Origin of the sequence: Bradyrhizobium sp. AUGA SZCCT0177 (genome assembly GCF_018130125.1) — a bacterium.
Taxonomy (GTDB): Bacteria; Pseudomonadota; Alphaproteobacteria; order Rhizobiales; family Xanthobacteraceae; genus Bradyrhizobium.
In genome coordinates this window covers 319,172-332,419 of the sequence record NZ_JAFCMA010000004.1, presented here as the reverse complement: position 1 = coordinate 332,419, position 13,248 = coordinate 319,172, and the positions used below count along the sequence as shown (strand labels likewise).

Sequence of the window (13,248 nt, the reverse complement as noted above, 5' to 3'; positions counted from 1 at the left end):
ATCAGGGTCTCGCCGGCATGGGCCAGCGCTTCCAGCCTCGGCAGGCCGAGGAAGCCGCAGGTGCCCTTGATCGTGTGCACCAGGCGAAAGATGTTATCCAGAATCTTCGCGTTGTTCGGGTCCTGCTCGAACCGCACCAACTGATTGTCGACCGTATCCAGGCTCTCGCTGGTCTCGGTCAAAAATTCCCGCAACAAATCATCCATGAAACCGGCCTTCGCACGCACCGGCACGCGACATCGACGTGCCTTACGGAACTTGGCCAGCTTCTATGCAAAGCGTTTAATATTGGTTGAGCAAATGGAAAAGAACGGCCTCAACAAAGAGATAAGACGGCTGCCATGAATCCAGCCGCCCAATATCAACCTTTGGTTAACCATAATCGCCCCGTGGCGGCGCTCAGGCGGCGGTAACGAGCACCTTGTCGCCGTCGAGCGCGAGCGTCACGGCGAGCCCGCAGGCCTGCGCCAAGAGCCGCGTATAATAAGGCTGCACCGCATGCGCATCGATGGCGGCACTGGAACTCGCACTCAAGAGGTCGGCGATGTTTTGCGGCACGCGGGCGTTAAGGCCGGCCGAGGTGACGCGAAAGCTCATCGTCTCGCCGTCGCCGATCGGGTCGATGGTCAGCGTACCGCCGCGCGGAATGGTCTGCTGCGCAATGACCAGCATGTTCAAGAGCAGCTTGACGCGGTTCTTCGGCAGCAACAGCCGCGGCAAATTCCAGGTGATGGTGATCTTGCCGTCCTCGATATGGCCGCGCGCCATATTCTGGGCGTCGCCGAGATCAATCTGCGCGCCGGCCGAGCCGGCCGCGCCAAACGCCAGCCGGCAGAACTGCAACCGGGCCGAGGCGGTCTTGGCGCTCTTGCGAATCAGATCAAGCGCGAATTCACGATCTTCGGGCTTGGGATCGTCGTCGAGGACCTCCAGCCCATTGACGATGGCGCCAACCGGGCTGATGAGATCATGACAGACCCGCGAACACAGCAGTGCCGCAAGTTCGAGGGCGTCGGGAGCGACGCCGGGAGACGGAGTGCCAGACATCAGATTTTCCTGGAAGGCCGCGCAGTCCCCAATCGCTGCAAGAGACTGCCGGCGGACAGTTACGAATCACGCATGCTCGGTGGTTTGATACACTGCGCAGGCGCGTGCTGCCAGCACGGGGCGGCACCGGTCAAGGGAACACGAACAGCAAATGAGCCCGCTTATGAATGAGGCAAGTCCGCCCGTTATCGATCATGTGGCCGCCACGGCCCTGATCGAGCCGCTGACCGATCTGGTGATCCAGGCCGGCGCCGCGATCCTTGCCGTCAACCGCGCCTCCATGACGGTCGATGGCAAGACCGACGGATCGCCGGTCACGGAAGCCGATCTCGCCGCCGACCGCATCATCGGCGAAGGCCTGGCACGGCTGGCGCCAAATATACCGTCATTGTCCGAGGAGCGGACGCATCTGGCGAAGCTGCCTTACAAGGACAGCTTCTTCCTGATCGACCCGCTCGACGGCACCAAGGAATTCGTCGCCGGCCGCGCCGAATTCACCGTCAACCTGGCGCTGGTGACCGGCGGGGTGCCGTTGCTCGGCATCGTCAGCGCTCCCGCGCTTGGATTGATCTGGCGCGGCATCGTCGGCCGGGGCGCCGAGCGGCTGACCCTTATTGACGGCGGCGCGCCGCGGATCGAGCCGATCCGGACGCGGTCCTGCCCGATCAGCGGAAAAGCCTGGACCGTGGCCGTCAGCCGGTCGCATGGCGATGACCGCACCGAAGCCTTTATTGCCGCAAGGCCCGGAGCCGTGCGCGCCGAACTCGGCTCGGCGGTCAAATTCGGCCGGGTGGCGGAAGGCGCGGTCGATATCTATCCCCGCCTGTCGCCGACCTGCGAATGGGATGTGGCGGCGGGCCATGCGGTGGTTACAGCCGCCGGCGGCAAGATCACGGATTCAACCGGCGCCGCGCTGCATTTTGGTTGTGGCCGCGAAGACTTCATCGTGCCGGAATTCATCGCCTGGGGCGATCCCCAAGCCCCTCTCTGATTCAAGCCCCGTCCTGATCTACTGCGCGAGGCCCTGTTCGAGCCGAGGCCAGCGGGCGGCGGCGTCTTTCAGGAAACGCGAAGGATCGGCCTTGAAAGCATCGCGGTTTTCCTCGCGGCCGAACAGATAGAGCCGCTGGCCTGCGACCACCCAGAACCGCGGGTTACCGGCATAGGTAACGCCTCGCACCAGGTCGACCGGATCGTAACCACCGAACTGGGGGCCATAGACCTCGGGGTGGGCGACAAAGGAAGCGCGATTGCCCTCGTTGCGAAAGCGCCAGACGGCGCCGGCCTCGGCGGCCTCGAAATCCGCCACGCCCTGGACGGCCACGGAATCGGTGAAATAGGCGACGGGATCAAACCCCTCGATCGCAAGGCCGGAATAGCGATTGACCACCACCCGTTCGGTGGTCGCGGCAAGGGCGGTGAAATCAAGGCAGAGAACTCCGAAAAAGCCTGCCCATAGGGCGAAAATGGCCATTCCGGGGCGCCAACCATATCTTTCCTGCCGTTGTGCCGTCATAGTTGGTACCGATAACATACGAGTCGAGGGGACACTGGGCGCAACCTAGAGCCGTGCTTGTTGGCGTCAGGTTAAGGCTGCGGCCAGAATTTCGATACCAGGGGTTCTTTGATGATTTTCGTCTCACGCCTTGCCGCGGTAACGCTCGCCGCGCTGATGTGCTGGACTGTGCCCGCACCTGCGCAGCAGTCGGGGCCGATGCAACAGGCGCCGCTGCAGGCACCGGGCCAACAGGCGCCGTACCAGCAGGCACCGATCCAGCAAGCACCGCCGCCGCAGCGTGCGCCGAGCCCGGCGACCTATGGGCCGGACGAGCTGGTCAATGCCGGCCACAAATTCTTCGGCAACGTCTCGCGTGGGCTGGCATCGATCATCGAGCGCGCGGTGAGCCAATGGGGCCTGCCGAACGGTTACGTGCTCGGCGAGGAAGGCTCCGGCGCCTTTGTCGCCGGCCTGCGCTACGGCGAAGGCACGCTCTACACCAAGAACGCCGGCGACCTCAGGGTCTACTGGCAGGGTCCGTCGGTCGGCTTCGACTGGGGCGGCGACGGCGCCCGCACCATGACGCTGGTCTATAATCTGCCCGCCACCAACGCGATCTATCAGCGCTTCGCCGGCATCGACGGCTCGGCCTATATCGTTGGCGGCTTCGGCATGACCGCGCTCACCGCCAACAACATCGTGCTGGTGCCGATTCGCTCCGGCATCGGCCTGCGGCTCGGCGCCAATATCGGGTATCTCAAATTCACCCCGCGCGCGACCTGGAACCCGTTCTGACCTTTTCCTGAGCAACGGTTTCCTGAACAGCAGCACACATTGATCTTCACGATTCAGGTTAACGCGGCATTGGGCTGGCCTTTTGCCGGTCCCCCATGGCATTGTGATTAACGAATTCTTTATGCCCTCGGGGAGTGACCATCCATGATCGAACCGATCATGTATCTGGCGATCGGTTTTCTGGTCTCGATGCTGTTTGGCCTGATGATCGTGCCGCTGGTGCATAACCGCGCGGTCCGGCTGACGACCCGCCGACTGGAAGCGGCCACCCCGCTGTCGATGGCTGAAATCCAGGCCGACAAGGATCAGCTGCGCGCGGAATTCGCGATGTCGGCGCGCCGGCTCGAGATGAGCGTCGACCAGCTCAAGAACAAGACCACCAGCCAGCTTGCCGAACTCGGCAAGAAATCCGACGCGATCAACCGCATGAAGATCGAGCTTGGCGAGAAGAACGCCACGATCTTCGGGCTCGAGGCGCGCGAGAAGGCGGTGAAGGAACAGCTGCGCGCCACCGAAGAGGAATTCGCGGCCAAGACCGAGATGCTGCGCGGCGCCGAAAAGGCGCTGACCGACAAGCAGGGCGAACTTGCCAAGATCAATCACGAACTGTCCGACCGTTCGATGGTGGCGGACAGCCGCCAGGTCGAGCTGGTCGCGGTGCGCACCCAGATCGAGGAGTTGAAGGGCCGCGTCGGCGACGCCGAAAAGGAATTCGCGGCGACGCAAGCCCGGCTCGCGCAGGAGCGCGGCGAATCCGACAACGCGACGCGCGAACTGAGCGAGGCGCGCAGCCGCGTCGAAAATCTGAGCCAGCGCGTCACCGATCTGGACCGGCAGCTGATCATCCAGGTCAAGGAAGCCGAAATGCTCGGTAACCGCGTCAACGATCTCGAAGCGCGGCTCGCCACCCAGGGCAAGCTCCTGGCCGAACGCGAATTCGAGAACAACCAGCTCAAGCAGGCCAACGACGTCGCCGAGCGCACGACCAAGGAATTGCATGTCGAGATCGCGGCCCTGAGCCAGGGCGGCAATTCGCCTGCGATCGAAAAGCTGCGCAGCGAGAAAGCCGCGGTCGAGGAACAGCTTCGTGTCGCGCGCGACGAACGCGCCAAGCTGCAGCGCGACATCAACGCGATCCAGCAGCAGGCCGAAAGCTCCTGGGCCACCGAGCGGATGGAGAACGCGCTGCTGCGCGAACGCATCAACGACATCGCCGCCGAGGTGGCCAAATTGGCTATCCAGCTGGAGGGGCCGAATTCGGCGATCGAGGCCATGCTGGCCGCGGAACCGGCGGCACCCAAGCCCCCTGCCAAGCCGGCCAACGACAGCGCCGCCACCGCGCCTTCCGAAGGCAGCGGCACCCTGGCCGAGCGAATCCGGGCCCTGCAGTCGCACGCCTCCCGCGCCCGCCAGCAAGGGGCGTAACTTTTTTGACGCGTTTTCTTCACGCGAACCGGCCTCCACTTCGCTCGAAAACGCTATGTCCCGATTCGGCCGCTTTGTTTGCTTGACACTATGGGCCCTCACTTCGTAAATCGCGGGCTCTGACGGCGCTGGTTTCGCCGGATCCCGGACGCATAGCTCAGCGGGAGAGCGTTCCCTTCACACGGGAGAGGTCCAAGGTTCGATCCCTTGTGCGTCCACCATCGTCCTGACGGGACGAGTTCAGGTTCGAATTTCAGACAGCCAGGCATTCATTCCGTCGCCGTTCCGTCATTGCGAGCGAAGCGAAGCAATCCATTCTTTCTTCGCGCTGCTAGATGGATTGCTTCGCTGCGCTCGCAATGACGCGGAAATAACTTCGCGTTCTCGCGACGCAACGCGCCCGAGGTTTACGTGTAGTCCCGCCCCCAAAATTCAGAGGGCGCAGGGAATGCCGGATGCGCGCTGCACCCGCGGTCTCGTGTGCGAATAGTGCAAAGAAAGCTGCACACGAGCATACAGGGCAGCGGAGAGCATCCGACATTCCCTGCGCAGTGGCTTTACGTCTTATAACGCGCTCTCCCCGGTGAGACGGCCTCTATTGCCACCGTCGCCCCTCGGAAGCATTAGCTCCCGAAAGACTTGACGCCGTTACGGGCGCCAGGACCACACGCTTTCGCCGTACGCCTTTGCCGCGACCGTCAATCGCAACATCAGCGTCCACCGCGACCCGCCCCTCGTTGTGACGATGGCCAACGCCCCTCTGAGTGGGACGGGATGGGTGAAGATATGCCGGTGACTTGGGTCGAAGGAAAGCAGAATATTTTTGATTTTCGGAAATTTTGCGCTTGACATGATTTCCGCAAATCGGAAGTGATGACTTGGATAAGGTTTACCGCCGAATTGTAGCTAAGTGATTGCTAGACCCTTGGATCGGGCGCGACTGTTGATGACCAGCATAACCCGCCTCTTTTGCCGGAAGGGAACGGCGGATTACGCCCTCGCTCAATCCGCGCTCAGCACTATGCCTGATGATAATTTGCGCCGCATACTGCGCGGACGCTCTTCGATCATAGCGACGGCGCCACTGACCGAACGAAGGTCATGGCCCGTCGCGTATCGGAGTACTCCGGAAGAGTGACTGCAGCTCGCTGACGAGCCGGGCTATGATGCCCATAAGTAGGATCGCGACTTAGGATGGAAGACAAAGTTTACTTCGCGCTGGTCGGCGTAGCCGGGCTGATCGGATCGTTTGTCACTGCAGCCTTCATGCCGTTGAGTGGGCGATAGGCAGTATCTCACCGCCTCTTCTCTCACTTATCTGCCTGACGGGCCCGGCCGAATGCGGTGCAGGTCTCTGCAGGGTCTTGGCTATAGATGCCACGGAGAAGTGCGGCGGTTGGCAAGAGCGGATGTACCTCTTGCCAATGCCTGGGCCCCGGAGCGATCCGGGGCCCTTTCGCCGTCCTGAAGCAATCACTCTGCGCTGTTGTGACTACGGGTATCGTTGCGTGGAGTTGCTTGATGAGTAAGACCATTTGGACGCTATCGATCGTTCCAAACGAGCACAATCGAGAAGTCTACCTGGTGGTCGATGACTTTGGCTCCCTCGGTCGAGCATGGCGGGGGAGTGGTGTCGGCGATACCGGCCTCGAAACGGTCGTGCGCGATCTGTTGGAGGGGCAATACTGCAACCCCGTCCGCGTTGCCGGTTTTAATGTCGCTGAGGGATGGTGCAGAGACGTTTCAGCAGAGGTCGCCCACGAGTTGCAGAAACGTTGCTCAGATCAGATGCGAGAACTGCCGAGCTTCCTGCAGGAGTTCGTCCACCGGCATGCCGGGAAAGCGACGGCCAGGTAGCGCCTGACTGGCAGTGCGTTGCCGACCAAACGAGTCCTAATCTTCCCACGTGCGCTGGCCGCACCGGCATTCGAACATGTGGACGATGCAGCCGGTGCGAGGATTCACTATCGTTCGAATCAGGGCCAACCGCTTCCCGCATGTGCTGCAGATTTTGTTGGTGTGGCTTTCCAAAACAGCCACCTCCTCACCGCGGATTAATTCCATAACCGCCTCCATGCCGAGTTCTGTTTTGAGGGGTCAGACCCTAAGTCAGGTCCCCGACATAGTACGAGCGGGCGCGAGCTATTCCAAATGAAATTCGCTGCTGCGACCCGTCCAAAAGGGTCAGCCTGCAAGACCTACCACTCCGCGCTATTCGACTGAACGCAGGGTCGCACGAAGAGACGGAAACCAGGCACAGCTTCATCTGGATCAGGAAAACGCAGCAACTGACTGCAATGAATTGTCGGCTAGCGGGCAGACAACGAAACCAGAAACGATTTCAATCGGTCCCCGCAGGCTGTGCAATCGCTCGATTGAACAGGTGGAAGGATGGCTCACCAAATCAACAGATTGATTGTCGGCACTCGTTTCAAGGTGAATCAACTCGGATCAGTCCGGTGCCCGGCGCTGGCCGGCAAGACCGGGACCGTTACCGGAATTAGCTATCGCAACACGGGCGTTGCCGTGTTGTTCGATGGCACCAAGAGACCAACTTACCTGCACAGGGATTTTATCAGCTCCGTCCCCGATCATTCGTTGACGACAAACGAGGCGGGTTACGCCAACGCTAACCCGCCCCACGAGCTCAAGCGCAGCGATCGCCTGCATGCATAGCCAACCATCTCATCGACGCGAGACCAGCGTGGATTGATAGCGCGGGAGGTCGCTCGCGAATTGGTCGACCTAGCTCGCATCTCTCCACAGATATGACGTGCACTGCCATACTGATCGGGAAGAAGTGGTAAGTTGCCGATACCTCGCGTTGCTTCTTCGCAGACAGGCACGGAACCAAATCTGACCACTGCGGTTTGATCGGCTGATCACGTTGTCTAACGCCACCAGGGACCAGCCCAAGGCGCTGCCGGAATTCAAATACTGATTCGAATGGCCCGGCTTGGTCGGCGAGCCGTTTTCAGGAAGCTTCATCTTCGATTGGAGTTCTTCAGGCGTCACGAAAAGCGCGCCGCCTATGGAGGGGGCAAATCATGGTTGACCAACATCAGGTTAACTCGATCATCGCGGACGCAATTTGCGAATGCTTCAAGGAGCATCCCGAGCGAAGCATCGGCTTTGAGGAAGCCAAACAAATGGCAAAATGCGTCGTCGAGGCCTTGGCCGACGCCCGGCTGGAGATCCGCGTGCGTGAACAGGATTGAATGTTTGCGAGCGCAGAGGAGAGCGTACCCCGCTTCCTTCATCGATGAAGGGCGACTACGCCGGAGTCTGTTATCGGGCCCGCGCTTCGCGCGGCCCTGCTGGGCTAATCCGCCCGATGGTCTTTCATCACTGAATCGTCTCATGCACGTCGAGAATGGGCACGTCCGGCGTGTTCATGATCTCGGCAATGACATTGTATGAAACGTCAACCGAGCCGGGCTTGTTCGGGTCAATCTTGACGTCTTTCACGTGAAGCGTCGCGCGAACCAGCCGGCCGTCGCTCAGGGTTATCTCGGTGACGCCGTGACGAACGCGGGAAACGACAGTTTCCGGGCGATGACCGATGTTGAAGGAAAATGGTTGTGCGTATCCGAACTTCATGGCCTCACCCTCGCATTTCACTTGCAGTCTCGTAACTTGGGCGCTTGCTTCCCGATCAGATTTTCGGCGCCCGGCCTGCCCGGTCGAATACCGGCACCTTCTCGACATCGTCGGGTGCAGCGGCAGACGGCGTATCTTCGGCAGCGTGTCGCAGCGCCTCGGTCTCGGCATCGAGGCCATCAACGGTTTCATTGGCCTGGCTGCCCGAATCGTGCGGTCGTGCCGGAACCTTGCCGTCCGTTCTGACTGGATTCTGCTTTGACATTGTCTGTCTCCTTGGAGGTCAAGACACCAATGAACCGGGGCGCGGTCGGTTCCGTTGCGTTTATGTGATCGCAAGTAGCAAACGCAGAAGGGCCCCAGCCTAAGGCTGGAGCCCTTCGTCGATGAGGTCCGCTTGCCTGATTACGCGGCTTGCGCGGTCTCGGCGTGACGGTTGACCTCGGATTCCGCGAGTTGGCTCAGGGCGCTGTCCGTCGCCTTTTCTTCCCTGAGCGTGGCGTCGAGCAGTTTTACGGCATCCTTGTAACCCAGTTCGCTCGCCCAGGTCTTCAGCGTGCCATAGCGGGAAATCTCGTAGTGCTCGACGGCCTGCGCGGCAGCCAGAAGGCCGGCGTCGAGGGCGGGCATGCCCTTGTACTCGTCCATGACTTCCTTGCCCTCGTCGAGAATTCCCATGATGGCATCGCAGGTCTTGCCCTTCGGGGTCTCGTCGATCGACGCAAACACCTGCTCCAGCCGCTCGACCTGGCCATCGGTCTCGGCCAGATGCTTTTCAAAGGCTGCCTTGAGCTTGGGCGACTGCGCCGCCTTGGCCATCTTCGGCAATGCCGAGAGGATCTTCTTTTCCGCGAAGTAGATGTCCTTCAACGTATCGAGGAACAGGTCCTGCAGTGCTTTCTCTTTCGCCATAACGGCCTCCGGCTGTTGGATTGTGTTGCGGTAGAACCAGCCGTACCGGGAGTTGTTCCTCAACTGCGTCCCGTCGTGACGATTCATTTTTCTCGACTCATTTTGTTTTTGGCGGCGCTGCAGCGGCTGTAGCTGAATCACAAAGACGCTCGTTGCACTCGTTGTCGCGATATCGCTTACGACCGGTTTGCCTGGATTGAAGGACGCGGCCACAACCCGCGTCAACGGTCAGAGCGTGATCGGCAAGACCGCTACCGATTGACCCATGAAAAGGGATCCCTCACTGCTTTTGCTCGGGATGGAGCGTGGTCTTTTCGGCCATCATTTGCTTTATCAAACCGGCTATACCGTCCAGCGTGAGCTGGTCAGTCACATGGGATGATATGCGTTTGTAGTGTTCAATCTTCTCATCGAGTTCGGTGCACTTTTTGCACATCGCTCACCTGCTTTCAGGCGGGAGCACAACACTCTCTGTCGCCGGTAGAGGCCAAAGGGCAGGACGGCGATAACACGGCAACTCCGATCTTTATGTCGCGTTCCCAGTGACCTCTGCTGGATCGAACAGGGTGGATCAAACGGCCACCGGCTGCGATGCTGCTACAGGATTAGCCATAACGAGGCGGCCGCGGCGGAGTAACCATCGTCTTCGGCTGCGAAGGCGCGACACGTGGCATTCCCGTTTCGATGACCGATTTGGCGCCCTCCGCCGCGCGATTCTGGCGGGAAGCCAGGATCTGTTCGGCGAGGTATTCCCACCGCTCGGCCTCACCGAGCAACCTCCAGCTATTGTCCGGATCGCACGCGGCCTGTTGACGGCAGAGCAAGGCCGTCGCGCGATACGCTTCAGCGCTCTTGAAACCGCCTTCCATAAAATCCTCCCCAGCTTTCGCGAGGTGCGACCGACCCCGCGTGAGGAGCAGAACGTTCCAGCCTGAGCCCTGTTCCTATGACGCCAGCGACAGGCCCTGTTCGGCTCGAAAACGCCGGTAGGAGGCGATGGCGGTGTTGGAGAGAAGCACCCGGCGACGCTCGCCGCGGCGAACCATCGTCTCGATCGTGTCGAGCAGGTGATTGGCCGCGGTGTCGGGATGGCCGAGTTCGCCCGTTGCCTCCAGATAGTCCCAGGCGATCTGGAAGGAATCTTCAATCGTTGTCATCAGCGTCTCGGTCATGCAGGCAAACGCCGCCGAGGGAGACCTGTTCCGTGACCATCGGCCGCTTGAAGTAAGTCGCGCGCGCCGGCGGCTCGGGCGACGTCGCGCATCAAGGAACGTGATCGTTCCTGCTGCCGCCGATGCGATGCGGCTTGTTCAGGAAGTATCCGCGATTGCCGAGTGCGGCTTCCGCGTATTGGTCGATCGAGACGATGATGGCCTGGACGTGCTGGTAGCACCAGCCTTCGCGGCAGGCCAACGTCCGGACTTCGGCGAGCGCCTTGATCCAGGGCGGATTATCCGCGTTGTGGTCGTACCATTTCAGCGGATCTGACGGCATCGGAATGGCCTCGCTTCATCAAATCTTCCAGCTCCGCCCGCTTGCGCGAAAGCAGGAGGTCAGCCGTCGCGTTGTCGAGGCCGGCTTGATTGAGCCGGCGAACTGCCGAGCCCAGTTCGGCAAGCTGCCTGCGCAGCTTTTCGACTCTTGATGTCCAGGCCTCATCGCACACGGCGGCCGCGCGCACCTTTCAAGGGCCCCTTGAAAGGCCCCCGGCCGGCGGCGCGGCAATCCGCTTTCAGCCGCTCATCGACATCGAGCAGGCGTTCTTCGCCGCCGAGCCTGTTCCGCTCGCTGATCAGCCCGAGCATCACGACGCGCATGGCCATCAGCTGCATCGAGGCCCCGGCGCAGTCTTCATCGCGGTTGATGTGTTGGCGGATGGTACTCTCGGCATCCAGCATTTGAGAGCGCAAGAACCTGATTTTCCTGCGGATTTCGTTCAATCTGTTATCCATGGCTCACCTCACCGGGGTTGGAGCCTATAGAGAACAAACAAAGAACAAATATCAAGTTAAGAATGCGGGCGGAGCCAAGAATCTTTGGGGGTTCGTGGGTCCGTGTGGGCCGCGCCCGATCGGCTGGTGATCCCTTAACGGGCGCAGGCGCAGGCCTGCGCGTAACCGCGACTAGCAGTCGCGCGAGCAATCGCGGAATCAGATCCCGAATACCCAGACCGCGACGATAGTGACCAGGGTCGCGAGCCCGCTGATGGTCCATCCGGTTGCGTAGAGGATGTTGTCCTCGCCGGTGCCGCGCATCGCGTCGACATCCGCGGTTGCTGATCGCCAGTGCATGGCGCATCTCCACAGAGCCTGCCCGCTCTGATAACGCCGGTCCAGGTTCCCGGTTCCATCGTTCCGGGACATCGAGCGAGCGATCGCCGCTTTGAAGGTCAGGCCAAAACCGGCGCCCCGAGCGATTCACAAAAAAAGGCCGCCCCCGGGCGGCCTTCTCTGAGTGCTTTGCGCCGTCGGCAAACACCATCACACCAGCAACAGACGGTCCGTCTTCGCGGGCGTCAGCTCATCCTCGTCTCTGACGATGATAGTGACATCCCAGCCTTCGCTGGCCCACACCCGCGCCTTGGCGAGTGCCATCAGCGAACTCATCCTGTCCATCCTGACGGTCTCGTTTTCCCGTTCCGCCACGATCCTGTACGACATGCAAGTTCCCCTTACGCACGAAATGACTGGCCGAGACATTTCAGTGCGGCTTTGACCGCAATTTGCTGACAATTTGTCCAATTGGCGGCCCGCCGGGCGGCGCCGGACCGCAAAACGCCTTATTTCGCCGGGTCACGCGGAACGTTTGCCTTTGTGACGAATTAGCGTCAGTGCAGGCGGGAGAAGTAGTATGTTGAATTTGTTCAGGCATTCCGAAGCAGCCGATCTCGAAAATATCCTGGCCCGGCACGCCATCAGGAACACCGCCGCTGCCGACGACGCGGAATCGCAAGAGAAGCAGTTCCGCGATCTGCTGCAGGCGCTGCCCGCCGCCATCTACACGACAGATACCGAGGGCCGGATCACGTTCTTCAACCAGGCCTGCATCGAGTTCGCCGGCCGCACTCCGAAGATCGGCGAGATGTGGTGCGTGACCTGGAAGCTGTTCTGGCCGGACGGCACGCCGCTGCGCCACGAAGACTGTCCGATGGCGATTGCGCTCAAGGAAAACCGCCCGGTGCGGGACGTCGAGGCGATCGCCGAACGGCCCGACGGCTCGCGCATCTGTTTCATGCCCTATCCGACACCGCTGCGCGACGAGGCCGGCCGGCTGCTCGGCGCCGTCAACATGCTGGTCGACATCACCACCCGCAAGCAGGCCGAAGAGCGCATGATGCTGCTGACCGGCGAAGTCGATCATCGCTCGAACAATCTGCTCGCCGTGATCCAGGCCATGCTGCGGCTGACCAAGGCCGACACCGCCGAAGAGTTTCAGGCCGCGTTCCAGGGCCGGCTCCGTGCGCTCGCCAATGTGCAGCGGCTGTTCTCGGTGTCGCGCTGGACCGGCGCCAGCATCCAGACCATCATTCAGGAAGAACTTCGCCCCTATGGCTCGACGCGGGTCAGCATGACCGGGACCGACGTCCGGCTTCCCGCCTCACTCGCGCAGGCGATCGCGGTGGCCATACACGAACTCGCGACGAACGCCGCCAAATACGGCTCGCTCTCGGGCCCCGCGGGCAAGATCGACATCCACTGGCAGATCGATGAGGCTGACAGCCTTCAGCTGCGCTGGACGGAATCCGGCGGCCCCCAGACCGCCGAGCCGATGCGGAAAGGTTTTGGCGTCGACGCCATCGACGGCATGGTCCGCACCCTGAGCGGCCGGATCACGCGGCAGTGGAAACCCGAAGGACTGGACTGCGAATTGTCGTTCCCGGGCATCGGGGAGTAGCCCGCTCGTCATGCCCGGCCTCGTGCCGGGCATCCACGTTCTTACTGGCTGTGACAGGCAAGCGGAAGCGACGCCGT

At 61.3% G+C, this 13,248-nt stretch carries 19 protein-coding genes and 1 tRNA gene; 8 read left to right on the top strand and 12 right to left on the bottom strand.

Annotation, left to right across the window (positions count from 1 at the left end; genetic code table 11):
* Together JQ597_RS07145 and chpT are read right to left on the bottom strand one after the other, a co-directional pair.
* A partial coding sequence (locus tag JQ597_RS07145; RefSeq protein WP_212263499.1) for an Hpt domain-containing protein occupies positions 1-206 on the bottom strand: 206 nt, incomplete at its 3' end.
* Between the two features lie 193 nt (positions 207-399).
* A complete protein-coding gene (gene chpT / locus JQ597_RS07140; protein WP_212263498.1) occupies positions 400-1,047 on the bottom strand; it encodes a histidine phosphotransferase ChpT in 648 nt (215 codons plus the stop codon).
* 163 nt (positions 1,048-1,210) lie between these two features.
* Here chpT and JQ597_RS07135 point away from each other — a divergent pair, with 163 nt between their 5' ends.
* On the top strand, positions 1,211-2,038 hold the full coding sequence (locus JQ597_RS07135) for a 3'(2'),5'-bisphosphate nucleotidase CysQ family protein (protein WP_212263497.1): 828 nt from the start codon (positions 1,211-1,213) through the stop codon (positions 2,036-2,038).
* An 18-nt stretch (positions 2,039-2,056) separates the two neighbouring features.
* On the opposite strand, the gene JQ597_RS07130 is transcribed toward JQ597_RS07135, so the two are convergent.
* Positions 2,057-2,521: a YHS domain-containing (seleno)protein gene (locus tag JQ597_RS07130; protein WP_212263496.1), complete on the bottom strand. Its 465-nt coding sequence runs from the start codon at positions 2,519-2,521 to the stop codon at positions 2,057-2,059.
* A 153-nt stretch (positions 2,522-2,674) separates the two neighbouring features.
* Here JQ597_RS07130 and JQ597_RS07125 point away from each other — a divergent pair, with 153 nt between their 5' ends.
* The 6 genes from JQ597_RS07125 (at position 2,675) to JQ597_RS07100 (ending at position 7,983) form a co-directional block, all read left to right on the top strand.
* Positions 2,675-3,340 (top strand): DUF1134 domain-containing protein, encoded by a 666-nt coding sequence (locus JQ597_RS07125; RefSeq protein ID WP_212263495.1) that lies wholly within the window; start codon positions 2,675-2,677, stop codon positions 3,338-3,340.
* Between the two features lie 144 nt (positions 3,341-3,484).
* Positions 3,485-4,765, top strand: a complete 1,281-nt coding sequence (locus JQ597_RS07120; protein ID WP_212263494.1) for a coiled-coil domain-containing protein — start codon at positions 3,485-3,487, stop codon at positions 4,763-4,765.
* Between the two features lie 146 nt (positions 4,766-4,911).
* Positions 4,912-4,986, top strand: a tRNA-Val gene (locus JQ597_RS07115).
* A 1,300-nt stretch (positions 4,987-6,286) separates the two neighbouring features.
* Positions 6,287-6,622, top strand: coding sequence for a hypothetical protein (locus JQ597_RS07110; RefSeq protein ID WP_212263493.1), 336 nt, complete (start codon positions 6,287-6,289; stop codon positions 6,620-6,622).
* A gap of 534 nt (positions 6,623-7,156) precedes the next feature.
* The gene (locus tag JQ597_RS07105; protein ID WP_212263492.1) at positions 7,157-7,441 is read left to right on the top strand and encodes a hypothetical protein; all 285 of its coding nucleotides are present in this window, start codon (positions 7,157-7,159) and stop codon (positions 7,439-7,441) included.
* A 371-nt stretch (positions 7,442-7,812) separates the two neighbouring features.
* On the top strand, positions 7,813-7,983 hold the full coding sequence (locus JQ597_RS07100; protein ID WP_212263491.1) for a hypothetical protein: 171 nt from the start codon (positions 7,813-7,815) through the stop codon (positions 7,981-7,983).
* 127 nt (positions 7,984-8,110) lie between these two features.
* Here JQ597_RS07100 and JQ597_RS07095 read toward each other — a convergent pair whose 3' ends face one another.
* From JQ597_RS07095 to JQ597_RS07055, 9 genes are all read right to left on the bottom strand, one after another.
* Positions 8,111-8,365 (bottom strand): hypothetical protein, encoded by a 255-nt coding sequence (locus JQ597_RS07095; RefSeq protein WP_212263490.1) that lies wholly within the window; start codon positions 8,363-8,365, stop codon positions 8,111-8,113.
* A 55-nt stretch (positions 8,366-8,420) separates the two neighbouring features.
* The gene (locus tag JQ597_RS07090; RefSeq protein ID WP_212263489.1) at positions 8,421-8,630 is read right to left on the bottom strand and encodes a hypothetical protein; all 210 of its coding nucleotides are present in this window, start codon (positions 8,628-8,630) and stop codon (positions 8,421-8,423) included.
* 140 nt (positions 8,631-8,770) lie between these two features.
* Positions 8,771-9,277: a YciE/YciF ferroxidase family protein gene (locus JQ597_RS07085; protein WP_212001299.1), complete on the bottom strand. Its 507-nt coding sequence runs from the start codon at positions 9,275-9,277 to the stop codon at positions 8,771-8,773.
* 605 nt (positions 9,278-9,882) lie between these two features.
* Complete coding sequence (locus JQ597_RS07080) at positions 9,883-10,146, bottom strand: hypothetical protein (RefSeq protein WP_212263529.1); 264 nt, start codon at positions 10,144-10,146, stop codon at positions 9,883-9,885.
* Positions 10,147-10,221: 75 nt separating this feature from the next.
* On the bottom strand, positions 10,222-10,434 hold the full coding sequence (locus tag JQ597_RS07075; protein WP_249133142.1) for a hypothetical protein: 213 nt from the start codon (positions 10,432-10,434) through the stop codon (positions 10,222-10,224).
* A 106-nt stretch (positions 10,435-10,540) separates the two neighbouring features.
* On the bottom strand, positions 10,541-10,771 hold the full coding sequence (locus JQ597_RS07070; RefSeq protein ID WP_212001304.1) for a hypothetical protein: 231 nt from the start codon (positions 10,769-10,771) through the stop codon (positions 10,541-10,543).
* Positions 10,772-10,932: 161 nt separating this feature from the next.
* Entirely contained in the window at positions 10,933-11,217 is a 285-nt protein-coding gene (locus JQ597_RS07065) for a hypothetical protein (protein WP_212263487.1), read from the bottom strand.
* A gap of 210 nt (positions 11,218-11,427) precedes the next feature.
* Positions 11,428-11,568, bottom strand: coding sequence for a hypothetical protein (locus JQ597_RS07060; protein WP_212263486.1), 141 nt, complete (start codon positions 11,566-11,568; stop codon positions 11,428-11,430).
* Positions 11,569-11,757: 189 nt separating this feature from the next.
* Positions 11,758-11,937: a hypothetical protein gene (locus JQ597_RS07055; protein ID WP_212263485.1), complete on the bottom strand. Its 180-nt coding sequence runs from the start codon at positions 11,935-11,937 to the stop codon at positions 11,758-11,760.
* A 190-nt stretch (positions 11,938-12,127) separates the two neighbouring features.
* Between JQ597_RS07055 and JQ597_RS07050 the strand changes: the two genes are divergently transcribed.
* A complete protein-coding gene (locus tag JQ597_RS07050) occupies positions 12,128-13,171 on the top strand; it encodes an HWE histidine kinase domain-containing protein (RefSeq protein WP_212263484.1) in 1,044 nt (347 codons plus the stop codon).
* Positions 13,172-13,248: the final 77 nt, after the last annotated feature.